Source organism: Emticicia soli (assembly GCF_037860775.1).
GTDB classification, from domain to species: domain Bacteria; phylum Bacteroidota; class Bacteroidia; order Cytophagales; family Spirosomataceae; genus Emticicia; species Emticicia soli.
This window is the reverse complement of record NZ_JBBEWC010000011.1, coordinates 160,452-183,606: the sequence shown is the minus strand read 5'-3', so window position 1 is coordinate 183,606 and position 23,155 is coordinate 160,452. Positions and strand designations below refer to the sequence as shown.

At 38.0% G+C, this 23,155-nt stretch carries 17 protein-coding genes; 10 read left to right on the top strand and 7 right to left on the bottom strand.

What is annotated here, in order from left to right:
• The first annotated feature begins 247 nt into the window (after window positions 1-247).
• The 4 genes from WAE64_RS18490 to WAE64_RS18475 all read left to right on the top strand — a co-directional run bounded on the left by WAE64_RS18490 (window position 248) and on the right by WAE64_RS18475 (window position 6,731).
• Complete coding sequence (locus tag WAE64_RS18490) at window positions 248-877, top strand: response regulator (RefSeq protein ID WP_340239095.1); 630 nt, start codon at window positions 248-250, stop codon at window positions 875-877.
• Between the two features lie 178 nt (window positions 878-1,055).
• Window positions 1,056-1,913 (top strand): hypothetical protein, encoded by an 858-nt coding sequence (locus WAE64_RS18485; RefSeq protein ID WP_340239094.1) that lies wholly within the window; start codon window positions 1,056-1,058, stop codon window positions 1,911-1,913.
• A gap of 40 nt (window positions 1,914-1,953) precedes the next feature.
• Window positions 1,954-2,304 (top strand): LytTR family transcriptional regulator DNA-binding domain-containing protein, encoded by a 351-nt coding sequence (locus WAE64_RS18480; protein WP_340239093.1) that lies wholly within the window; start codon window positions 1,954-1,956, stop codon window positions 2,302-2,304.
• On the top strand, window positions 2,301-6,731 hold the full coding sequence (locus WAE64_RS18475) for a cellulase family glycosylhydrolase (protein WP_340239092.1): 4,431 nt from the start codon (window positions 2,301-2,303) through the stop codon (window positions 6,729-6,731). Before WAE64_RS18480 ends, WAE64_RS18475 begins: the two co-directional genes overlap by 4 nt.
• A 65-nt stretch (window positions 6,732-6,796) precedes the next feature.
• Here the strand turns inward: WAE64_RS18475 and mtaB are convergent, their stop codons facing one another.
• Complete coding sequence (mtaB, locus tag WAE64_RS18470; RefSeq protein ID WP_340239091.1) at window positions 6,797-8,125, bottom strand: tRNA (N(6)-L-threonylcarbamoyladenosine(37)-C(2))-methylthiotransferase MtaB; 1,329 nt, start codon at window positions 8,123-8,125, stop codon at window positions 6,797-6,799.
• Between the two features lie 110 nt (window positions 8,126-8,235).
• Here mtaB and WAE64_RS18465 point away from each other — a divergent pair, with 110 nt between their 5' ends.
• Window positions 8,236-8,724, top strand: coding sequence for a GNAT family N-acetyltransferase (locus WAE64_RS18465; RefSeq protein WP_340239090.1), 489 nt, complete (start codon window positions 8,236-8,238; stop codon window positions 8,722-8,724).
• A gap of 63 nt (window positions 8,725-8,787) precedes the next feature.
• On the opposite strand, the gene WAE64_RS18460 is transcribed toward WAE64_RS18465, so the two are convergent.
• Complete coding sequence (locus WAE64_RS18460) at window positions 8,788-9,804, bottom strand: glutamine synthetase beta-grasp domain-containing protein (protein ID WP_340239089.1); 1,017 nt, start codon at window positions 9,802-9,804, stop codon at window positions 8,788-8,790.
• Between the two features lie 665 nt (window positions 9,805-10,469).
• On the opposite strand from WAE64_RS18460, the gene WAE64_RS18455 reads away from it, so the two are divergent.
• Window positions 10,470-10,850 (top strand): hypothetical protein, encoded by a 381-nt coding sequence (locus WAE64_RS18455; RefSeq protein WP_340239088.1) that lies wholly within the window; start codon window positions 10,470-10,472, stop codon window positions 10,848-10,850.
• A gap of 115 nt (window positions 10,851-10,965) precedes the next feature.
• Complete coding sequence (locus WAE64_RS18450; RefSeq protein ID WP_340239087.1) at window positions 10,966-11,490, top strand: ferritin; 525 nt, start codon at window positions 10,966-10,968, stop codon at window positions 11,488-11,490.
• Window positions 11,491-11,743: 253 nt separating this feature from the next.
• Here WAE64_RS18450 and WAE64_RS18445 read toward each other — a convergent pair whose 3' ends face one another.
• Window positions 11,744-12,010 (bottom strand): (2Fe-2S) ferredoxin domain-containing protein, encoded by a 267-nt coding sequence (locus WAE64_RS18445; protein ID WP_340239086.1) that lies wholly within the window; start codon window positions 12,008-12,010, stop codon window positions 11,744-11,746.
• A gap of 2 nt (window positions 12,011-12,012) precedes the next feature.
• Window positions 12,013-13,851: an LTA synthase family protein gene (locus WAE64_RS18440; protein ID WP_340239085.1), complete on the bottom strand. Its 1,839-nt coding sequence runs from the start codon at window positions 13,849-13,851 to the stop codon at window positions 12,013-12,015.
• Window positions 13,852-14,192: 341 nt separating this feature from the next.
• Between WAE64_RS18440 and WAE64_RS18435 the strand changes: the two genes are divergently transcribed.
• The 3 genes from WAE64_RS18435 to WAE64_RS18425 all read left to right on the top strand — a co-directional run bounded on the left by WAE64_RS18435 (window position 14,193) and on the right by WAE64_RS18425 (window position 19,460).
• Window positions 14,193-16,385 (top strand): glutamine synthetase III family protein, encoded by a 2,193-nt coding sequence (locus WAE64_RS18435; protein WP_340239084.1) that lies wholly within the window; start codon window positions 14,193-14,195, stop codon window positions 16,383-16,385.
• A 107-nt stretch (window positions 16,386-16,492) separates the two neighbouring features.
• Complete coding sequence (locus WAE64_RS18430; protein ID WP_340239083.1) at window positions 16,493-18,442, top strand: sialate O-acetylesterase; 1,950 nt, start codon at window positions 16,493-16,495, stop codon at window positions 18,440-18,442.
• 25 nt (window positions 18,443-18,467) lie between these two features.
• Entirely contained in the window at window positions 18,468-19,460 is a 993-nt protein-coding gene (locus WAE64_RS18425; RefSeq protein WP_340239082.1) for a hypothetical protein, read from the top strand.
• Window positions 19,461-19,474: 14 nt separating this feature from the next.
• Here the strand turns inward: WAE64_RS18425 and WAE64_RS18420 are convergent, their stop codons facing one another.
• The 3 genes from WAE64_RS18420 to WAE64_RS18410 form a co-directional block, all read right to left on the bottom strand.
• Window positions 19,475-21,967: a DUF5686 and carboxypeptidase-like regulatory domain-containing protein gene (locus tag WAE64_RS18420; RefSeq protein WP_340239081.1), complete on the bottom strand. Its 2,493-nt coding sequence runs from the start codon at window positions 21,965-21,967 to the stop codon at window positions 19,475-19,477.
• Between the two features lie 200 nt (window positions 21,968-22,167).
• Window positions 22,168-22,587, bottom strand: a complete 420-nt coding sequence (locus tag WAE64_RS18415; RefSeq protein ID WP_340239080.1) for a gamma-glutamylcyclotransferase family protein — start codon at window positions 22,585-22,587, stop codon at window positions 22,168-22,170.
• 9 nt (window positions 22,588-22,596) lie between these two features.
• Entirely contained in the window at window positions 22,597-23,151 is a 555-nt protein-coding gene (locus WAE64_RS18410; RefSeq protein WP_340239079.1) for a hypothetical protein, read from the bottom strand.
• Window positions 23,152-23,155: the final 4 nt, after the last annotated feature.

Here is a 23,155-nt window from a genome sequence, read left to right as displayed (position 1 = left end):
AAAGTTTAGATTAGATGTTAAGCAAAAATACGAAACAATTTTCAGATGGATACCTTAAAGCTAGCAGATTTAGACACAAGTAGGTAGTTTGTAGAGTAATTGATGAAATAAACAAAGATTGAGGCTATGTGCCACCATCAGAAATAACCTTTAAGTGTTATTGTAAAAATAAATTTTATCGCTTTCATTTGTTACAGTATTCAGACATGTTGCTGTGTTTACTGAAAACTTAATTATAAAACTAACCATGACAAGAGTATCTATATATGAAGACAATGCTCGCCTGAGCGATTTGGTAGTAATGATGCTCGAAAATACCGAGGGCTTTGTTGTAACAGGTGTACATCAGAATTGCCTCAATGTTTTAGAAGACATAAAACAAGAGCAACCTGATGTAATTGTGATGGATATAGATATGCCTGGATCGAACGGTTTAGATGGGGTTTTGAAAGTAAAACAGACTAAACAGGAAATAAAGGTGCTTATGCACACCGTTTTTGATGATGATAAACGCTTATTTGAATGCCTGAAACGTGGGGCCGATGGCTACATACTGAAACGAGATTCGGCAACAATGCTTATTCAGGCCATAAAAGATGTTGAAAAAGGCGGAGGGCCTATGTCGCCTGCTATAGCCCGACAAGTTTTACAAGCTTTTCACCAGACCGAAACCGCCAAAGAATATGACCTTACCGAACGAGAAAGAGAAATTCTGCAATTGCTTTCTTACGGTAATTCTTACAAACTCATTGCGGCATCTACCAAAATATCGATAGAAACGGTTCGCCGCCATCTACAAAATATTTATCAGAAACTACACGTACAATCTGCCACAGAAGCAATTTCTAAAGCTTTTCGTGAGAAATTAGTAAAGTAAGTACTGCTACCTAACACTAATGTGCTATTTACAAGCACCGAATTTTCTGCAAAATTTGTAGTGGATAATTAATCCAGCTATGAAAGCTCATCAATACTGTTTATCCCCTGCCATGCGATGATGGGAGATAGACCATCAATTTATTTCATAGCAAAGTAGCCAAACTAAATATTTTGCCATGAAAACCCTTAACACTTTATTCTGTTCTGCATTTTTTACGCTGCTCATTATCTGGGGCTGCCAAAAAGAAACTACTGACCCTAAAGACGATGAAGATGATAGCCCGCCAACGGGAAATGGAAATTTGGGAAACGGCCAAGCAGGAATAATTGGTATTGCTGGCATTGAGGCATGGGACAAACTAGCTACAGATGAAAAAAACAAGATAAAAGCATGGAATACAATATTTATGCACCAGTCGGTTGGTGGCGATTTAGAAGATGGAGCTAATGCAAACGGATTTAAGTTTGAGTATTTCGACCTTAACGAAAAACCAGATAAAGGCTTAAGCGGAAATGTATTCAGTGTTTCGAACGGAAACCCGATGGGAAAGATGAATGAATTTAAGGAGTTGGCTCTCATTCATCAGACTATTTTGAAGATAGCTATTTTTAAATTTGGCTATGCCGACATTAACGATACAAACCTTCAAGAAGTACAAACGGCCTATAAGTTAATGATTGATGAGTTAAGAGCCAAGGTATCAGGTTTAAGATTCATTCATATTACGCCGCCATTAATCTATATCGCTACTAAAGACGATGGAAATGCTGCCAAAATGAAAATGGCTGATTGGATGAAAACCACCTTTAAAGACAAAGATGTAATTTTTGAACTTCAGGAATTAGAATCAGATAACGGAAGATGTAAACTTGGGAGTGTATGGCGGATTTGCGACGAATACCGCTCAACGGCATCGTGCCCAAGTAAGGAGCAAGGCATTGACGCACCAGAAGGGCAAGGGCATATCTGCGAAAAAGAAGCAAAACGTATATCAAAAGCCTTGCTTTACGCCATTTATCAGGCAGGTAAGTAGGCTGAAATAAAATTTATATACCCACAATTATAAATAGACCATGAAAATACAAAAGATTCAGATAGGAGGAAGAATGAGCATCGAACCAGAGAAAGTGGTTCTGCTCAAGGCAAATCAGAATTATACAGAGTTGTATCTGTATAATGGCCGAATGCTAATGGTTGCTACCACATTGAAAATTCTGGAACAACGTTTTCTGCTCACAAATACTTTTTACAGACTAGACCGTGCCCACATGGTAAATCTCAGCTATATCAATAATTATGAAGCACAAACCGGAAAGGTTATCATGCAGAATCAGCAGGAGGTTTCAATATCAAGACGAAGAAGACACGGATTCTATTCTTTTATAAACGAGCATTTTAACCCATTCAACATACTACTAAAATGAGAAAACCTCTGTTGCTACTCTTGTTGCTGCTATTCTTTCAGAAAATAAATGCGCAAACTAATATTGCAGTGCCGAGTTACTCGAGCATAACAAACTCGTTTAATCCTGCTACCGGAAACATTAAGTTTTACCTGAATGGGGTAAGCCAAACCCTCACAGTTGGCCACGGTGCCAATGGTGTTTGTTTCTATGGTAGCAATATGTTTGTGGCTTATGATGATAACTCAGCCAGCGGCAACGGCATCATGTGGTATAAAAACGTAAGTTTTGCCACAGGTACTTTTTCGGCGGATGCTCCAGTTATTTTGGCTAATAACCAGCAAACATTTCAGGTGGTAGCCGATGCAAATGGTAATGTTTACGCTGCCAATATGAATGGTACAATTACCAAGTTTATGCCAAATGCTGGCGCGTATAGTGCCGCCAATAGTGTAACATTAAGGTTTTTTAGCGATGGAAGCTATGTTTTAGGAGGCTTGATGATTGATGCCACTTCGAATACTCTATGGGCTACCAGTTATAGTCTTCATACTGTAGCTGTTTGCCGTTTAGCCGATTTCCCAAGTAATACTTCTTACGCCACAACAGCTACTCCAGCATCTTTCATAAAGCCTGTTTCAGTATCAAATAATTACCTGCAAGCACCAGAGGGAATTGTAAGGGATGAATCAGGAAACATCTGGATTTCGAATAACAACAATAATTATGTAGTGCGTATTAATAGTGCGTCTGTTACAACCATTCTTTCAGAAATAAATGCGGCTAATTATACAGCCAAAAGCCTGACGGGTGCTATTGATGCAAATACCTGGGAGGTGTCGGCAAGTGGTCATCAATTGGGTGGAATGGTTTATGATAACCTTTATTCAAAGAAAATATACGTAAATAATCAAGTAAGTGGTGGTAATACGTTTCAGTATGTGTTTACACCAACTAATGCTACACCCGCATTTAGTGCAACCACTTTTGCACAGGTTTTTCCGGGCAATGGGCAACCTGCTATTATCCCTTGTCAGTTATTGCCAACGCCAGGCAATCCAACGGCTAGCGGAACAAGCATTAACTCAGGCCAAACAGCTACCTTAATAGCAAGTAATTGCGCTGCCGACCAGACCTACATCTGGAAACAAGGTGCTACGCAAGTAGCTACCACGGCAAGTTTTACAACTCCGGCACTAAGTGCCAACGCAACTTATACTGCCTATTGTGTAAGAGGTGGTACTTGCCAAAGCAGCGGAACTAACGCAATTGTAACCGTGAATAGTGGTAGCGGAGGTATCAGCCAGAATGTTACAATTTCTGTTGTAACGCCAACAACTAGCGGAGGTACTCGTACCGACGACCGAACATTTAGGTTTCATTTGCCGGTAGTTAATCCTGATTGTAATTTACCTGTCTTGTTTGTATTCAGTGGCGATGGAGGAACATCTACAGGAATAGAAACAACCACAGGTTTCAGTACTTTAGCTGATGCCAATAACTTTATAGTGGTGTATCCTGATAAGCTTACCGGAAGAAGTTATTTCAGCTATAGGATTGACCAACCTGCTTATCTTAACGGGCAGGTGGATTCTACTTTTATGCTAGCCATTATTAAGTATTTGCATACAAACTATGGTATCAACAGAAACAGAGTTTACGCAACGGGTATATCAAGCGGAGCTAACATGACCTATTTTGCATCGGCGAAATTATTTAATTCTTTTGCTGCTTTTGCGCCCGTATCTGGGTTTCCCCAGGACTATTCTGGTACGGGAGTCTGGCAAAGTATTGTGAATGATGTAAACACCCCTAAAGTGCCTATTATGCACATTCATGGTACGGCCGATGTAACTAGTGGAACACAATTTAGTAGTACAAACCTGCCCAATCCTTATCCGTCTACACCGCCAAGCAACAATAATGGTTGGATATGGCCTATGTTTCCGCTTTCAAATAAAGGTTGTAGTAATGCTCCCGGTAATTATAGCGGAGCATACTTTGCTAGTGGTAATACAACAGTCGATAAATTGACTTTTTGCCCAGGTGGCGGTACAAACAAAGAAGTTTCGATGATGATTATCAGAGGCATGGGGCATACATGGCCTACAGCAGCCCAGACAGGTGGCATTGATGGCTCATTGGCTATCTGGAATTTTGTAAAAGATTATGAGCTTTCTTTATATAGCAATCCGGCACCAACGGTTTCACCCACAAGCATCACAATTAATTCAGGGCAATCAACAACTTTAACAGCTAGTTGTGGTAGCAACTATGGCGTAAAATGGAATACCGGAGCAACTACCTCAGCTATATCGGTTTCTCCACTTGCAACTACAACTTACACCGCCAATTGTACTTTTGGTATTAATTGCCAGTCGATGGGCACAAGTGTAACTGTAACAGTCAATAATGGAGGTGGAATAAATCCGCCGCTTATTGCCGCCGACCAAACAAGTATTTGTGAAGGAAGCTATGCGAGATTAACCGCCACAGGTTGCTCAACAGGAACAATTAACTGGAGTTCAGGACAAACTGGAACTTCTATTTATGTGTATCCGGCTACAACCACAACATATACGGCTGTATGTACCATTACTCCAAACTCTTCAAATCCATCAAATCATATAACTATTAATGTTACCCCACTCCCTGATTTTACACTTTCTTCAACTTTACCAATAGAGGGTACTTTCGGGAATGATTATATATATATTCATGCCGGACAGTCAGTAACATTGAGTGCCAGCGGGTGTTCGGGAACTATTGCTTGGTCGTTTGGTTCATCAACGGCAACAAGTAGTTCAATTACGCTTACGGCCGATAATAGTGGCGATTACAACATATTTTATGCAGAGGCTAGTTGCACTACTACAAATCTATGTGCTACCACCAAATATGTTGTTTTGTTAAGGCAGTTTGCAGCAGATGATACTTTCACTACAAATGTCAACACGGCTGTAACAGGAGATGTAAAAACCAATGATACTGAAAGTTCTCTGCCTTTTCCGTATGAGGTTTCGGGTGTATCACACGGCACAATTGTTTGGCAAATGAGTATGGGCCGACCAACAGGTGTATTCACCTATACACCAAATAATGGTTTTGTGGGTATTGATAGTTTGGTTTATCACCTGACCGATGATTTAACTTTCAGCAAGCCTGCTACTGTAAAATTCATTATTGGCAGCCCATGTGTTGAAGATTTAATTGTTTCAGGTAATGATTACTCTGCAAATACTATATCGGGAATAATCACGCTTAGTGCATCTAATACGGTAAAAATAATTGAAAACATTGTACCCGTTACCGACCCTGCGTACATCCGTACTTCAATAGCCAGCGATGCGAAAGTAACCTTGCAGGCAGGTAAATCGGTTACCTTAAACCCTGGTTTTCAGACCAATGCAGGGGCTGTTTTTACAGCCAAAACTGGGGCTTGCGAGAATACTAACAGCGTGCCGTATCTAAAAGTACAAGGTACCAAGATTAAGAATAAATGCGGAACCGATTTTGTGATGCGAGGCGTAAACTTTGGTGGGTACTGGCAATATGATGTCAATAACCGTATGAATACACTAAACCGCATACCTGAAATTAAAAAAGCAGGTACAAATACGGTTAGGCTTCCTTGGAGTGCTAATACACAATATAGCCGGGATTATAAGGTGCTCGACACCCTTATTAAACACTTGGTGGCCAATAAAATGATTGTAATGGTTGAGTTTCATGATTTGACGTGTGCCAACCTAACACCTGCTAATATTCAGATTGCGACTAATTATTGGCTTTCAACAAATGTATTGGCAGTGCTGAAAAAATATGAAAATTACCTGATTCTGAATATTGCCAACGAAGTTGGAAGCGATTGGCAAGGCAATACGCCAACAGTTGTACAGAAGATGATTGATGCTTACACGCCCTCAATTACAGCACTAAGAAACGCAGGCTTGAAATGCCCCATAACAATTGATGCTACTGACTGTGGGCAGAATATTGAAGCCTTGGTAAGTGCTGCGCCAACATTATTGGCCAACGACCCCGACCATAACCTGATTTTCTCGGCACATTTATATTGGAACAACGATAATTATACTACTCGCCTGACAAATGCTTACAATAATGCCTTAGCGGCAGGGATTTGTCTGGTTATAGGCGAGTTTTCTGTGGCACAGGATTGTTTGTTATCATCAACACCCAACGATTATGTGGCTATTATGCAGGTTTGCAATCAGTTTGGTATTGGTTATTTGGCGTGGGAGTGGGGTGGAAGCCAGCAATATGCAGGCAATGGTTCTCTTTGCCCCGATGATGCCCGAGGTGCCGGCTACTCACGCCTGACAATGACAGGCTCATCGGGAATGTATGCCGATAGAGCAGGTTGGGGTTTAACAGTTGCCAACGATATTCAAGCAACTTCGGTAAAATCATGCCAGTTTAATCCTTAGATAAAACAAAAATCGTAGCTTCTTTCTGAGGCTACGATTTTCATTAATACTCATATGATTTATCTTTAGGCGTGAACCAACTCTTCATATACTTCATCAACTTCTACCAACATTTCATCGTTAATCGAAATCAGATTAACTTTTTTGGTTTCGTTGATAAGTAGTGGGTCATACTTTGCAATTACACGAACATAGTTTTCAGTAAAGCCTTGCATTAGTCCGTTTTCAACATCTTCTTCAAACAACACTGTAAAGTTTTTACCTAATTGCTGTTCATAGAAAAAGCGACGTTTTTTATCTGATAAGATATGCAACATCTTTGAGCGTTCAGCTCTTTTATTAGCTGGTACAACTGGTTTAATGCCAATCGCAGTAGTATTTGGTCGCTCAGAGTAAGTAAACACGTGTAAGTAGCTAATATCAAGACTATTCAGAAACTCATAAGTAGTCAGAAACTCCTCGTCTGTTTCTCCCGGATGGCCAACAATTACATCAACGCCAATACAACAATCAGGCATTAACTCTTTTATTTTGTTTACACGGTCAACATACAATTCTCTTTTGTATCTTCTACGCATCAAGCCCAGAACTTTGTTAGAACCTGATTGTAACGGAATATGAAAATGAGGTACAAAGCGTTTTGAATTGGCTACAAATTCAATAATCTCGTCGGTCAATAAGTTTGGTTCAATGCTCGATATTCTGAATCTATCAATGCCCTCTACTTTGTCTAAAGCCTGTACCAATTGAAAAAAAGTCTCCTTGCGTTCATCGTTTTGAAGACCAAAATCGCCAATATTTACGCCCGTCAACACTATTTCTTTTACGCCTCTTTCTGCAATCTCGTAGGCCGCACGTACCACGTTCTGAATGGTATCGGAGCGGCTTTTACCTCTTGCCAGCGGTATTGTACAATAAGCGCAAGGATAGTCGCAACCGTCTTGTACTTTCAGAAATGTGCGTGTGCGGTCATTTAAAGAATAAGAGGTATGATAATCAATGGCTTCTTCGATTTTTGAATTATAAACCTTAGCCTCGGGTGCTTTGGGCTCTTTCACAAAATCGCCTATTAAATCAATCAATCTGAATTTTTCGGCTGCCCCCAAAACTGCATCTACGCCTTCAATCTCCGAAATCTCTTTCGGTTTCAATTGTGCATAGCAGCCAATAATAGCTACATAGCCATCAGGATTAATCTTGTTGGCTTCCTTTACAATCTTTTTACATTTTTTGTCTGCGTTTTCGGTTACAGAGCAGGTATTTATAATGAATATATCAGGTTGCTGATTAAATTCAACTTTCTTATATCCACGTTCTTCGAACATACGCCCGATAGTTGAGGTTTCCGAATAATTAAGTTTACAACCTAATGTATAAAAAGCTACTTTTTTCATAGAAACAAATTTCAAGATGCAAATTTAGCGAAAATTAATAGATTTGCTGCCTTTGTACCTGAATCAATGCGATAAATAGATATATTTACATACAAAACCAATGCTTTTTTATGATAAAAAGTTCAAGACTTAATTACCTTAAAGTTAAAGAGACATCTATACACAAGTTTGATGAGGCACGCTTTACTTATAATGTTATGAAATACATAACAGGGCACGCCCTTACGACCGAAGAAGCTATTGACCGATATTTAAGATATACCGACGACCCTATCTTTGGAAATTATTTTGTGCTTGACAACATTACAAACAAAACTATAGGGCTCATAAAGTTTGTAGAAGATGCACCCGGTATAATTGAAATTGGTTACAGCCTTTTTGAAGAGCATTGGGGCAAAGGTTATGCCACAGAAATGGCCGAGGCAATGGTGGACTATGCACTAAAAGCCTTGAAACCTCAGAAACTAATAGGTTTTGTAGACAGCCGAAATCCGGCATCGATGCGGGTGTTGGAAAAAGTAGGATTAAGCAAAGAAAATGAGGAACTGGAGCGTAATGGAAATATAGTTTATTTGTTTGTGAGAAATGTAGAAGAATAAAAAAACAAAAACCTCATAACAATGTCATGAGGCTTTGTAAACAAAATATTATTCGAAAAAATCTTAAACCTCTGCTGTCTTAACGGTTTTGATGATGCGAGCAGCCACTTTGTATGGGTCTGCCGCTGAGTTTGGACGACGGTCTTCCAACCAGCCTTTCCATCCTTTCTGAACCGCAGCAATCGGAATACGGATTGATGCACCACGGTCAGAAACACCGTAAGAGAATTTGTCAATTGATTGAGTTTCGTGTTTACCAGTTAAACGTAAGTGGTTATCTGCACCATAAACTGCAATGTGTTCTTTCACGAATGGAGCGAACGCTTGACAAATAATATCATAAGTTTCTTTTTTGCCTGCAGTTCTCAACACAGTGTTTGAGAAGTTAGCATGCATACCAGAACCATTCCAGTCTGTTGCACCAAGTGGTTTACAATGCCAGTTGATAGCAACATTATATTTTTCACCTAATCTCTCTAACATATAACGGGCAATCCAAGTTTCATCACCTGCTTGTTTTGCACCTTTTGCAAATACCTGGAATTCCCATTGACCAGCTGCAACCTCAGCATTGATACCTTCAACGTTTAAGCCAGCTTGTAAACATAACTCTAGGTGTTCTTCAATAATTTCACGACCAAATGCATTGTTAGCACCTACCGAACAATAGTATTGTCCTTGTGGAGCAGGGTAACCATTTACCGGGAAGCCAAGAGGTTTGTTTGTCTCAGGGTTCCACAAGAAATACTCTTGCTCAAAACCAAACCAGAAATCATTATCATCATCTTCAATAGTAGCACGACCGTTAGACTCATGAGGAGTACCATCTGCATTCAATACTTCACACATTACTAAATAACCTGTTCCTAAACGAGCTGGGTCTGGACAGATAAATACAGGTTTCAATAAGCAGTCAGATGAGCCACCTGGTGCTTGTTCTGTAGATGAACCATCAAACGACCACATATCACAATCTTCCAATTTACCACTGAAATTTTTTTCTATTTTGGTTTTGCTGCGAAGGCTTTGAGTTGGTTTGTAACCATCAAGCCAAATGTACTCTAATTTAGCTACTGCCATTGTTGTAATTTTTTAAGATGTTTCGGTTATTGATCAAAGAATATGATACAAATATAAAGGCAAAAAACAATACAAGATTCTTTAAAGAGCAATTATTTTAGTCAAAAATTTTATTTTCTTTATAAAGTACAATTAATTATAGAAATATTAAGATAGATGCCTTATTTGTAAATAATCTATAATGGTATTTCGAAACAAAAAACTAAAAAAATACTTAAACGGTAGCTTTTTGAAACCTAGTTTGCCTAAAAAAATTAAAATTCTTTCACAAATCTAAGAAAATTGCACTAATAATCTTCAAAATTGTATTTTTATTTGATTTAATTTTTCTAAGAACCAATAACTAATAGTAAATAGGTCCAAATAGGTAGATTTACTTAAAAATTGCCTTCATAATACGTTATTAAAACTCATACCCAAAACTAAATATAGGTATCAGCTTAGGTGTCAGTTTAGTTATTAAATTTTGATACCTTTTGAAATTAATCATACGAGTTAGTACGAATTTAAATATGCCTCTCTTAATATTATGATATAATGGCTCGCGAAAAAAGATTGCTCTGCTCTGATTTATATTATTTAGAGTCGTTCCAAATAATATCTAATTAAATTTGGATTTATTCTAAACAGCGTTTACTTTTGTAGTATAATTTACGCCTTAAAAATTGAGTCAAGCAGAAATGGAGTGCCAACACGTAATTGAATCAGCAAAAGTAGAATTATTCAGAACAAGCAAGGGTTCAGCACATCAATGTAACCTTACGAACAGAATCTTTTTAGAATTTGGTGGCCTTACAACAGCATTCAAAGTGCACAACTTCATTAATTTCAAAAGACTCATTGATGGTATAAATATTATTGACAAACTCTACGACTTATCTGACGAGGCCGACTTCGACATTATTCAGGCTCCTAACTCAAATCAAACCTTTACGTTACATCTTTGCGACCTTCTCCATTTAAGAGAGTTATTATCAGGTGCAAAATTTGCCTTATATGTTAACTCTGTATTAAATGAGGTTCTGGGCGAATACGAGGTAATATAGCCATTAATTATATTTAGAATATCTCTAAATTTTAGCTAAAAGTGCAGTATTCTGAACAATTTTCAGAGTTCTGTTGTAATATTGTTACATCAATTGAAAAAACAATATTATAAATATGAAAGATTTAGTAAGACTTCGTACATCACTAAAAGAAGAAATAGAGAACGCTTTAAACGCACAAATAAAAATGGAAGCTGAGGCTTCGGCCAAGTATTTATCAATGGCTTCTTGGTGTGAACGCAACGGCTATATCAAAAGCGCAGAATACCTATATAAACAATCAGACGAAGAGCGTACTCACATGCTTAAAATCTTCCATTATATAGCTTCGGCGGGTGGTACGGCTATCAGCCCAGAGGTTGGTATGCCAAAAGTTGAGTGGGGAACTTTTCAAGAGATTTTTGAAGATGCTCTTCAAAGTGAAATCAACGTAACCCATGCGATTAACAGATTGGTTACAAAGTCTCGCAATGCAGAAGATTACGCAACCGAAAACTTCTTACAATGGTTTGTGAACGAGCAAGTAGAAGAAGAAGCAAATGCTCGTCGTGCTATCGAATTGTTCGATGTTATCGGTAAAGACGGTACAGGCTTATTTGTTATCGACAAAGAAATCGGTAAAATCGGTAGTGCAGAATAAGAAAAACTGGCTTAAAATAATAGAAGCACGGGCTAAAGCTCGTGCTTTTTTGTTTGATATTTTTAGGATATTTGTATTTTCCGTAGAGCCGTATTGCAATACGGCTAAAGGGTCTCTCTAGCTTTTTGAACGAAACATGAGCAAAATTTAGAGATTATGTCTCAGTTTCTGGGGAAAAACAGATTCTACGACAGTAGACGTATAGCAATACGTCTCTACAAAATTTGCACTTTTCTGTTATTTGAAATTTTACTTACTCCTCAAGAATATATTTATCAAAAAACTTCTCGGCTTTTTTTTCCGTTACTTCTCCATGCCAATAATTTTCGGGCTGAAAAGTTACCACCGGAGCGTGTTCGCAATTATCAGAGCAATCCATTTTTATCAGAATTACATCACCTTTTAGGTTATTTTCTTTGATTTTATCTTTAAATATCTTTCTGATGTTTTTGCTGTATTTGCCACATTTACTACCATCACAAACGAAAATAGTATGGCTCGGTATATCAATTTTACTCATGGTTATTTATCTAGGTAATCCTGAAACATTCTTTGCATAAGAGCTTTACCCAACTCAATATCGTGCGGAGCCGGGGTTCCGTTTACTTGAATCATCTTTTTGCCGATATTGTCAAAAACCATTTCTTTTTTAGGTTGAATAAAGCCAAATCCATTATTAAACGAAAAGAAAGCCCAATGTTTTGTTTTAGGGTCAAAAATATTCTTGCTCCAGTTGTAGGCATAAGCATTTAAACCAACCTGATGCAGCAGCGTAGCCGAAATATCAATTTGTGAAACAATCTGAGGAACTTCCATGCCCGGCTTTTCTAACGCACCACCAAGCCATAGCATAGGAATCTTAAAATCATCCACCTTTTTGCCTGTTTCGGGTATTCGGTGGCCGTGGTCGGCAACAATAATAATCAGCGTATTATCCCACCACGACTGATGTTTAGCCGAATCAATAAAACTCCCCAACGACTGGTCGGCATAATACATGGCATTCATAAACTTGGTTTGCTCATCGTCTCCTGCAAAGGTATTCTCCATTGGAATTTCAAACGGTTCATGGCTGCTCAGGGTAAGAATCGTTGAGAAAAACGGTTGATTCATGTTTGCATGGTCATTCAGAAATTTCTTGAAAACAATATCATCGTGCGCACCCCATTTTGAGTTCCAATGTTTTGAATCAAAATCTTGCTTACTTACAATCTTCTGAAAATCAGACGAATACAAGTAAGACTTTATATTGGCAAATTCTACTTCGCCACCATAATAAAAGTCGGTTGAATAACCGTTAATTTCAAAATCTTTGCTTAATACAGGCAATTTAGCCGACTTATTAGGTTCTGTAATAATAGAAGCAGTAGGTTGTGCTGGGTACCCACTCAGAATAGCCGGAATGCCCTTGTCTGTTCTGTCTCCGCTTGCGTACATATTCGGAAAATAAATTCCTTCTTTTTTCAGCGCGTTAAATCTTGGCGTTACCTCAATGCCGTTAATATTTTGTTCTGTGGCTTTTTTTGTGAAACTCTCCCAGATGATAACCAGTACATTAGGCTTTTTAATAGTACTTTTCAGTACCTTCGTCGTGGTGTTCGATGTCTCATAGAGTTCTTTTATATTATTGCTCAATTCTTCTTTGGGCAAATAGGTATAAGGATTCACTTTGTCGTAAGAACCATTTACAAGCGAACTAAAGAAGTTCCATGTCGGGTTAACCGCCGCAATATTGGCAAAGTTATTTGTTGAAAAATACACAGTGCTTTGGTTCATCGGTGAAATGCCAAGGCTGCCTCTTATCGGAATAATCAAAGAAAGTGTAATCAATATCGATACCGGAATAAAAGGTATATTATCTATATAGTTCCAGTTATCAATATTTTTGGTAATGATTCTATATACAATCAAAGACGCTACTACTAATAGTATCAGAAAACTGATAAACAATTGCAGTAGTGGAGACGAACTTACAGAAGCCCAAGCTTCACGAGGCGTTTTGAGGTAGCGTAGGGGAGTAGCATCAAGATGATAACCCCATGTATTGAATACTTGAAGGTCTACAACAACTACCAGAATGGTAATCAGTACCATCAGGAAGGTATAGCTGAAAATCCAGTTTTCGAGCCGGCTTTTCTTGATGAAGTTAGAGAATGAAACCAAAAAAAACGGAATCACCGAAAGGTAGGCAGCCATCGAAAAATCCATTCTGATTCCATTCCAGAAAATCCCCCATATAGTCTGTAGCGTTAATAACTTCGTATCTTCAATATGGTAGCCTAAAAATATTACTCGTGCAACCAGAAAAAAAATTACCCAAAAGCCATAGTAAATCAGTAAAAATTGTAAGCGTTCTTTCATTGAATCGGTTCAGTAAAAAATAATTTTCAGTTCAGGTTATACTCGCGAATTTGAGTAAAGTCGTTTAATTTAGAGCGCAAAAATAGTTATTTTCACCGAATGAATTCGGTGACTAAAGAAACAAAGGAACAATTTTAGTAACTAATGCGGACTTAAGTCCGCTTATGTAAAAAAATACCGCAGCGGCGGCCGCCTTTGTTATATTAGCCAGCGAATTCATTCGCTGTCATTAAACATGAGTATTATTGCATATCAAAAATCATAAATGTTTTTTTTATCAATGTTCTTTATCTATTTTTAACCCCAAATATAGGACATCCCAACAAAACTACTAATAAAAAATGGCAAGATTAAGATTTAAGGCGGTTGATGAAGCGCAAGGCCGCCAAACGATTAAAGTAGATATACCTGTAGGCAAAGTAACAGAGTACTATGGTGCGAATATTTTTAACGATGATGTGATGCGTGCCATGCTTTCGCCGGAAGCGTATACAAAAGTAACAACTGCCATAAAAAGTGGTGAAAGAATAGACCGTGAAATTGCTGATGAGGTAGCCTCGGCCATGAAGTCATGGGCGGTATCGAAAGGAGCAACGCACTATACACACTGGTTTCAGCCATTAACGGGTGGCTCGGCAGAAAAACATGATGCCTTTTTTGATATTAATTTTGATGGTAAAGCATTAGAGAAATTTAAAGGCAGCTCACTGGTTCAGCAAGAGCCAGATGCATCGTCGTTTCCGAATGGTGGTATCAGAGCAACTTTCGAAGCACGTGGTTATACCGCCTGGGACCCAACATCGCCGGCGTTTATTATTTATAACGAAGCAGGAACCGGAACACTCTGTGTGCCTTCAATCTTTGTTTCGTATACAGGCGAGCTACTCGATTCTAAATCACCACTACTAAAATCATTAAGTGCTTTAGACAAAGCCGCCACCGAAGTGGCTATTATTTTCGACCGTCATGTTGAGAAAGTTTCAGCAACCCTAGGCGCTGAACAAGAGTATTTCTTGGTCGATAAAGCCTTATTTAACGCTCGCCCTGACCTTATGATGGCAGGAAGAACCGTTTTTGGGCACGCTCCGGCCAAAGGTCAACAACTGGAAGACCACTATTTTGGTAGCATTGCACCAAGGGTAAATGCTTTTATGGTTGATTTTGAATTTGAGTGTTTAAAACTAGGTATTCCGGTTCGTACACGCCATAACGAGGTAGCACCTGCACAATTTGAAGCTGCGCCAACATTTGAAGAAGTAAACCTGGCTTGCGACCACAACATTTTGTTGATGGACGTAATGCGGAGAGTATCTAAAAAACATAATTTCGAGGTGCTTTTCCATGAAAAACCATTTGCAGGTATCAACGGAAGTGGTAAGCACAACAACTGGTCGATGAGTACCGATACAGGTGTAAACTTACTTGGGCCTAGTACAAAACCAAAAGAAAGTCTTCGTTTTGTTACCTTCCTGGTAAACGTAATCAAGGCTGTGCATGACAATGCAGACTTACTAAGAGCCAGTATTGCAACCTCAGGCAATGAGCACCGCCTAGGCGCAAATGAAGCCCCTCCGGCTATTGTTTCTATCTTCTTGGGTACTCAGATGATTAAGGTACTTGAAGATATTGAAAACAAAGAGATAGTTTCTATCGAAAAAGGGGAGAATGCTTACATCAAACTAGGTTTGAACCGTATTCCATCTATTTTGTTAGATAACACCGACAGAAATCGTACCTCACCATTCGCCTTTACCGGAAACAAATTTGAGTATCGCGCAGTAGGTAGCTCGGCTAACTCGGCGCAACCGATGATGGTAATTAATACCATTGTAGCTAACCAGTTGGTGAAGTTCAGAGAAGCATACGATGCAGAAATGAACGAGCACGAAGGAAAGAAAGAAGAGGTGATTGTAAAAATCTTGAAGCAATACATTAAGGAATCGAAGAAGATTTTATTTGAAGGAAACGGGTACTCTGAAGAGTGGAAACAAGAAGCGGCTCAAAGAGGATTATCTAACGTTGCAAGTGCTCCTGAGGCACTTAAGGCTTACTTAAGGCCAGAATTTATCGAGATTTTCGAGAAAATGGGTGTTTTAACCGAAAGAGAGATTCATGCGCGCTATGAAATTGAACTTGAAAACTACATCAAGAAAATTCAGATAGAATCACGTCTTATCGGCGATCTTGCTATGAACCACGTGGTTTCTACGGCTATTAAATATCAGACTAAACTGGTGCAAACTGCTAAATCGTTGAAAGAAATGGAGTTGCATCAAGAAGCTGAACCAATTATAAATATCATTAAAGAAATCTCTGCTCGTGTTTCTGAAATCTCGAAAAAAGTAGAAGAAATGACAGAAGCCCGTAAACAAGCCAATGTTGTTGAAGACCTTGAGCAAAGAGCAAAATTGTATGGCAATGATATCAAGAACTTCTTTGAGGAAATCAGATACCCGGTTGATAAGCTGGAACTATTGATTGACGACGAAGACTGGCCACTTGTAAAATACCGCGAATTGTTGTATATTCGCTAATTATTAATTGCCAACAATATTTAATGAATAAAATAGTATCTAGTATACAAAGATTAAGGTTTGTCCGATCAAAAGTAATTGGACAAACTTTTTTCATTTTGGGGCTTATGTTAAATATTTTCTCTAGTGCGTCTTTTGCACAAGCAGTTATTTACGATGAGTTTCCGATTACTGCACAGCTATACCAACGCGACGACCTTAACAGAGGGACTGTAAATATTAAAGGTAAGTTTTATACTCAAGACTATACCGATGTTTCGATAATTGCAAAAAAAGATAAAAAGGCTTTTTATTGGAAGAAACAAAAACTCACGTTTCAACCTGGAGAATTTCCTTATGCACCTTTTTCGTTTCAAACTTTTATTTCTGCCGGGCTTATAGAATATGAGTTTTATTTCTATGCACACCGCGGGCAAGACTCTGTTTTGGTAAAAGATGCTTCGCAGGTTTTATGTGGTGATAATATTGTGATTTACGGGCAGTCGAACGGTGAAGCCAATGACCCAACTGAATTAGCAAAGTTCAAAGACGAATTTAAGTTTGGCCGCACCGTATTTGCCAACTTTGAAACCAACGATTACTCATGGTTTCCGACCATGAAATGGAACAACTTTTTTGTTGGCATGGTTGGTCTGGAAATACAAAGACAATTGATAGACAAATACAAAATGCCTATTGGCATTGTAAATGGTTCGGTCGGTAATAAAAGTATTGATGAGTTGACTATTCGAAACGAGAGCAACCACGAAGATATTCAGTATTATTATGGTAAGCTAGTGAAAAAAGCCAATAAGGTAGGCTTAAGCAAAACGGCAAGAATATTTATCTGGCGACAAGGAGAAAGCGAAGCCTTTGAGGCTAATCGGGCAGCGGTGTATCCGGCTAAGTTTGATAAATTAAGAAAGCAGATTTATGAAGATTTCCCCTCTGTCAAAAAAATATATGTATTCCAGAATAACATTTATTGGACAGATAACAACAAGGCAGGCGATTTAAGAGATTTTCAACGGAAAATTCATGAAATATATGCCGATTGTGAGGGATTCAGCACCATAGGTACTACTGGATTTGATGGCCTACACTATACTTACGACGGGTACATTCAGAACGGGCAAGAATTATCGAGGCTTATAGCCAAAGATTTTATGAAAAGCACTGATACGCTGGAGGTGCATACACCAAATATTAAAAAGGCATATTTTAACGATAATAGAGACGAACTTGTTCTAGAATTTGACAAGAATCAGAAAATGCAATATCCATCTACCGGAGTCGATAAAAATGGTGGTGGACAGGTATTCTTAAAAGATTATATTTTCCTTGACGGCGTGGCAGGAAAAGTAGTAAGCGGGAGAGGAGAAGGCAATAAAATAGTTCTGAAATTATCAGAACCAACCAATGCTCGTCAGGTAAGCTATGGCCCTGATAATTTTACACTTAACAACGAACCGCTTACTGGTATTCCATATATCAAAAACTCCCGTGGCTTAAGAGCCTTTACATTTAAGAATTTTGCTATTAGCTTACACGTGAATACACCAAAGCCTGTTCTTGCAGGCAAATGGAGTGCAGGTATTTTAAGGAGAATCACACTCGAATGGGTAGCTCAAAATAATGTTACCTACACAATTGAAAAAGCAGTAGGCTCACCTGAAAATTTTGTAAGAATAGCCGATGTAAGCTATGGTACTTATCTGGACTTAAAAGTTAAAAAAGGGGTAAGATATTATTATAGGTTGAATATTGATGATGAAATTTTTAGCAATATCATTGAAGTATTTGTATCCGCTGAGCCTTCTTCGGTGTTTTTGGGGCAAGATAATGAAATGGCAATTTATCCGAATCCGATTCAACAAGGAATTGACCTGAAAGTTAATTTGACAAGTCCGGTTAGTGAGCTTATATTATCGAGTAGCCAGGGCAATATTATTCAGCGTATACAGGTTAATTCTCAGAATGCCACTATTTCAACATCTAAATTGACTCCGGGAATATATTTGTTGGAAGGCATAGGTCCTGATAACAGAAAAATAGTTAAAAAAGTAATAATAGATTAATTGTTGGTTGTAAATTTTTGTGTCAATGTTTTTAAAGTTTTTCAAAAAGATACTCATTTTTTTAATTCCTGTCATTCTGTTAGGAATTGGCTATTTTGTATTCGACCCTTTCCACATTCTTCATGCTTATGAGGCTTACCCTGATAATTATGCAAAAAGCCTTAACCGTGATAGAATAAGCACGCAGGTTTTTTTGAACAATAATACAAAGCAAGATTACAGGTCTTTCATATTTGGCAGTTCTCGCTCAAGTGTTTTTTATACAAAAGATTGGGCAGAACATATTAATGATAAAACCCCGTATCATTTTGATGCTTCGTGCGAAACAGTTTATGGAATAGCTACCAAACTAGAGTTTATCGAAAAACAGGGTAACAAATTAGATAATGTGCTATTGGTGTGGGATAGAAGTATTTTTGAGTATGAGCAAGATACCCTAGGTTGTGTTTTTATTCAGGATTATAGAGTTAGCCAGTTGCCTTGGTTGAAATACCAGACTATTTTTCTGAATTCTTATTTTTCGCAAGGCTTCTTTGCCGCTTTTTATGATTACATGATATTCAAGAAATTTCGTAATTATATGAAAACCTTTCTTGAGTTTCGTAAAATCAATTATACACCGGTTGTAAACGACTTTATTTTTACGAGTTATATCGACGAAATAAAAGCAGATTCGGTTAAATATTACAATCAGCCAAACTTTTTCTATGAACGCAGCCCTGAAAAGCAATTGGTAGGCAAGGTTATACAACCATATCAGGTACAATATATTGAAAGGATACAGCAGGTGCTAGACAGAAACAAAACCAATTATAAGATTGTACTCGGCCCAACCTATGACCAAAAGTATTTTAATGCTGAGGATATGAAAGTGCTTGAGAAATTCTTTGGCAAAGAGCATATCTACGATTTCTCGGGGCAGAATGAGTACACAAACGATAAAACTAATTACTACGAAATATACCATTATAAGCCAAACGTAGCCCGTGATATTATGAATAAAATCTATCAGAAATGATAGATTTTATTTTTTTAAAGAGATATTTCTGCCGATAGTTTAACTCCAAATTTCCTGATGTCTGGTCTATCTTGGTATGTCAAGCGGTGCATTGCTTCTATGCGGACAACTTTAAAGATATTGCTTATGCCATAGCCTAACTCAACATAAGGCATTGTGCCAAGTCCCGAAAAGTTTCTGAAATCTGTTTCAGTTCTTTGAGGTGTAATATCATAGTTTTTATCTGTTAGCGTTCCCCACAAAAACTTTCCTGTGGTAAAGGTTCTCCATTTCAGTTTCTTGATGAGTGGGAAACGGTTGAAAAGTAATCCCTCAAAATCATGGGTATATCTTACCGATGCATAACGGTCGCTAATAAACTCAAAATTATTCATGAGGTTAAACGAATTACCAACAATAAAGAGCGATTCGTTGCCCAGATGGCTTTTTAACAAAGGGTAGGGTACAGTACCAAAAATTGCCCCTGCTTCCGCTCTGTAATAAGTTTTGCCAAAATAGCCAAGGTTCAGAGTATGACTATATTTAGCCTGTATATTATGGTATGTAAAATCGCTGTTGAGCAGGTTTTTAGCACCTAATACATATTTTACTGTAATGGTTGGAGATTTTACTGTACCAAAACTTAAGCGTTCGTTATCGTTGATTACGGCTAGTTCATCTTTGGCAAAGGTTATTTCAGATAAAAACTCTGAAGTTTTGAATTTGGTTGTCAATGCTGAAGCATCTCCTAAAGATGGCTGAATTCTGTATTGAAACGGATAAAGTGGGTCAAAAGTACGGGTACGAAAGCCAAAAGAAGTAAATATACCTTTAGAAACTTCTCTTTGAAACTGAATTTTGTTCTCGTTTTCATAGTAAGGGCGTATCAATGTAAAGAATCGCATATAAGCCGAGAAAACTGAGCCTAAACCTAAATCTTCTTTTCTGAGGCCAACCTGTTCAATATCATTCGTAAACTTCATGTTTAGGGTCGTCCAAGGTTTTCTCGAAAATATCCTCGTTATTTCACCACCACCTTTCCAAGCATTGTCCATCGTTCCATAAGCAAGGTAGCCTTCAAGTACCCATTTTCTGCTGAATTCGTAATTAGTCCTTAGCCCTAGCCTTAACCTTACACCTTCAACATTATTATAAGCCCCCGAGTAAACCAGTGGCCCTAGTTCAATGCCTGTAAACAAACGTGTATAACCGCTTGAAATTATTTTGGCTATTTCTGTATAGGTTTTAATCACCGGAATACTCTTAATCGTGTCAATCATGGTGTAAGCCAGTTGCTCCTTTTCAGAAAAAGGTTCGGGTCTTACCGACTGCCAGTATTTTTTATCAGTTTCTCGGTAATCGGGCGCAATCTCTATTCCTCTGTCATAAAACTTTACATCTTTTGGGCGGTTTACTACAATATCGCTATTGTAGTTGGTAAACTTCAATAGCATACCTGCCGAGCCTTTGGTAAGTTCGGCAACATCAACCACAATTCTGTTCTTTATAGGTATCCAGACACTGTCAACAGGCTCTAATTCTTGTTGGATTTTAATTCGTTCTACAAAGTTTAGATTGGCCTCTTTACTTATGGCTGCATCAATTTGTGCAATTGCCCACGAGTCTTTGTTGATCCACATGGTTCCGGCAAATGCCAAATCTTGCTTTCGTTTGGGGGTAAATTCAATTCTATAACAAAAATCCTCACCTATATACGTACTATCTGCCAGGTAATAATCATAAACCAAACGCCAGTCGTCGGCAATAGGTGAGGCAAAGTTTTTATTAAGTACATCAACCTGGTTTACATAGAAATTGTATTGCTGAAATGTAGACCCAATTAATTGAGCTGTGAGGCTACCGTCTGTTACTCCAATGCCTTTTATGTTGGTTTTTTCAATGATTTCTTTCGATAACCTGGGGTTACTTCGGAAATAATAATGTGAAACCGATTCAGAAATGAAAGTGGGAACTAAGGCTTTACCGTCGTCGTCGGTTAGAGTACCAATTTCTTCAATGGCCTTGTTTACTTTTTGTGCAAGTTTACGCTTTCTGAGCTTGTCAGTAATATTATTAATATCAACCTCAATTTTATTGTAACTGGCATAGTCAAATGCACTTATCCGCTTATAATTATTCTTCGATTTGGCCGATACCGCTTTACGAATAATAGCCCATGCAGGATTCTCCCCGGCATATACACTCACTTCATGCAGCATAATATCAGACGGCTTTAGCTGAATATTTAGGGTCTGATTAAGCGAATCTCGGTGAATAAAAACAGTTTTAGTTATATAACCCATACAACTCACAAGCAGAGAATCGGACGTGAGTGCAGAAAGTTGAAGGACAAAGTTGCCTTCGAAGTCGGTGTTTTTGCCTAAAGTTGTGTTTTTAACACTGATAGAAGCAAAAGGAACAGGGTCGTGAGTTACAAAGTCTGTAACTTTACCCTTAATGGTAAATGTACTTTGTGCAAAAACTATATTGGTGGATAAAAAAAGAATCAGAAAATAGAGCTGCTTCATTTCATAATTTTTCGGTAAACTTGTCTAAATGATAAAACGAGTATGCCGATAGAATGGTTGCTTCTTTTTCTGAAATACGTGATAATATGATAGATATTGTTTGAAAAATCCAAAAAAATAGTTGGCAGTCTTAAACTGTCAACTTAATGTAATTTCAAGATTAAGTAACAAAATCTATTAAATTGTTTTAAAACAAAAGGCTATTTATGATATTCATTAATAAAATCGCCTTTTGGCATAAACTCTAAATCTTCAACCGATTGATTGAAATAGTAAACCCATGCTTCGTAGGATTGGCCATCACTTTTCAGAATCACATTTGATTTCTTGCGTACATATTCCGAATGTGCCGGGTCCATAGGGTTATATTCTTCATACTTATCTAAAAGAGAAAACAGTTTGTCTGGTTCTTTCAAACGATACAATTCGCCTTTAACAAAATACTTTTCTCCACTTGGGCAAGCAATAATACCAGGATAATAATCAACCATATACATCTTGCCTTCTATCATTGCTTTGCCCATTGGCTCGGCATACTTTTTCACCCATTCGTGCGACTCAATATTACCGTACTCGCTCAAAAGAGTACCGTAAACAAAAAGGTATTGATTTTCAGTCATTTATTTGGTTTAACTAGATGCTTTTCTAATGTTGCCATAAAAAAGCGTTTGTAAAAGTATATTGGATTTGCTGTCGCCTAGAGCGGCAGCTAATTTAAAGTTTTTCCGGGCACTTTCAAAGTCAGCTTGTCTGAATTCAAGCTCAGCAATCTGACGTAATACTTCCGGATTTTTATCTAAAAACATTCTTGACGAACGCTTAAATTCATAATGTGACATGGCGTATTCTTCTAACTGATAATGGCACAATCCTTTCCAGTAAAAAGTTTCACCAAGTGAATTATCGAGCCTTATTGATTTTTCGAAATCGGCAAGGGCTGCCTCCCAGTTCTCGAAATAGTAGTGACATTTTCCTCTGTATAAATAAGCAGTCGATGACTTTGGGTATTCTTGCACTTCTGCTTCAAAATACCTGAAAGCACTCAAATAATCGGCCGATTTGTAAGCATCAATTCCTTCTTTGAAGATAATCCCGTCGTATTCCTGCGGCGAAATATCATTACCTAACCTGATTCTGAGGTAGATATAAATCAAAAACGGTATGCCAATCAATAGAGCCTCCATGATA

Excerpts from the sequence above, each read along its gene's own strand:
- WAE64_RS18490 (WP_340239095.1), top strand. The coding sequence starts at position 248 with ATGACAAGAGTATCTATATATGAAGACAATGCTCGCCTGAGCGATTTG.
- WAE64_RS18485 (WP_340239094.1), top strand. The coding sequence starts at position 1,056 with ATGAAAACCCTTAACACTTTATTCTGTTCTGCATTTTTTACGCTGCTC.
- WAE64_RS18480 (WP_340239093.1), top strand. The coding sequence starts at position 1,954 with ATGAAAATACAAAAGATTCAGATAGGAGGAAGAATGAGCATCGAACCA.
- WAE64_RS18475 (WP_340239092.1), top strand. The coding sequence starts at position 2,301 with ATGAGAAAACCTCTGTTGCTACTCTTGTTGCTGCTATTCTTTCAGAAA.
- mtaB (WP_340239091.1), bottom strand. The coding sequence starts at position 8,125 with ATGAAAAAAGTAGCTTTTTATACATTAGGTTGTAAACTTAATTATTCG.
- WAE64_RS18465 (WP_340239090.1), top strand. The coding sequence starts at position 8,236 with ATGATAAAAAGTTCAAGACTTAATTACCTTAAAGTTAAAGAGACATCT.
- WAE64_RS18460 (WP_340239089.1), bottom strand. The coding sequence starts at position 9,804 with ATGGCAGTAGCTAAATTAGAGTACATTTGGCTTGATGGTTACAAACCA.
- WAE64_RS18450 (WP_340239087.1), top strand. The coding sequence starts at position 10,966 with ATGAAAGATTTAGTAAGACTTCGTACATCACTAAAAGAAGAAATAGAG.
- WAE64_RS18445 (WP_340239086.1), bottom strand. The coding sequence starts at position 12,010 with ATGAGTAAAATTGATATACCGAGCCATACTATTTTCGTTTGTGATGGT.
- WAE64_RS18440 (WP_340239085.1), bottom strand. The coding sequence starts at position 13,851 with ATGAAAGAACGCTTACAATTTTTACTGATTTACTATGGCTTTTGGGTA.
- WAE64_RS18435 (WP_340239084.1), top strand. The coding sequence starts at position 14,193 with ATGGCAAGATTAAGATTTAAGGCGGTTGATGAAGCGCAAGGCCGCCAA.
- WAE64_RS18430 (WP_340239083.1), top strand. The coding sequence starts at position 16,493 with ATGTTAAATATTTTCTCTAGTGCGTCTTTTGCACAAGCAGTTATTTAC.
- WAE64_RS18425 (WP_340239082.1), top strand. The coding sequence starts at position 18,468 with ATGTTTTTAAAGTTTTTCAAAAAGATACTCATTTTTTTAATTCCTGTC.
- WAE64_RS18420 (WP_340239081.1), bottom strand. The coding sequence starts at position 21,967 with ATGAAGCAGCTCTATTTTCTGATTCTTTTTTTATCCACCAATATAGTT.
- WAE64_RS18415 (WP_340239080.1), bottom strand. The coding sequence starts at position 22,587 with ATGACTGAAAATCAATACCTTTTTGTTTACGGTACTCTTTTGAGCGAG.
- WAE64_RS18410 (WP_340239079.1), bottom strand. The coding sequence starts at position 23,151 with ATGGAGGCTCTATTGATTGGCATACCGTTTTTGATTTATATCTACCTC.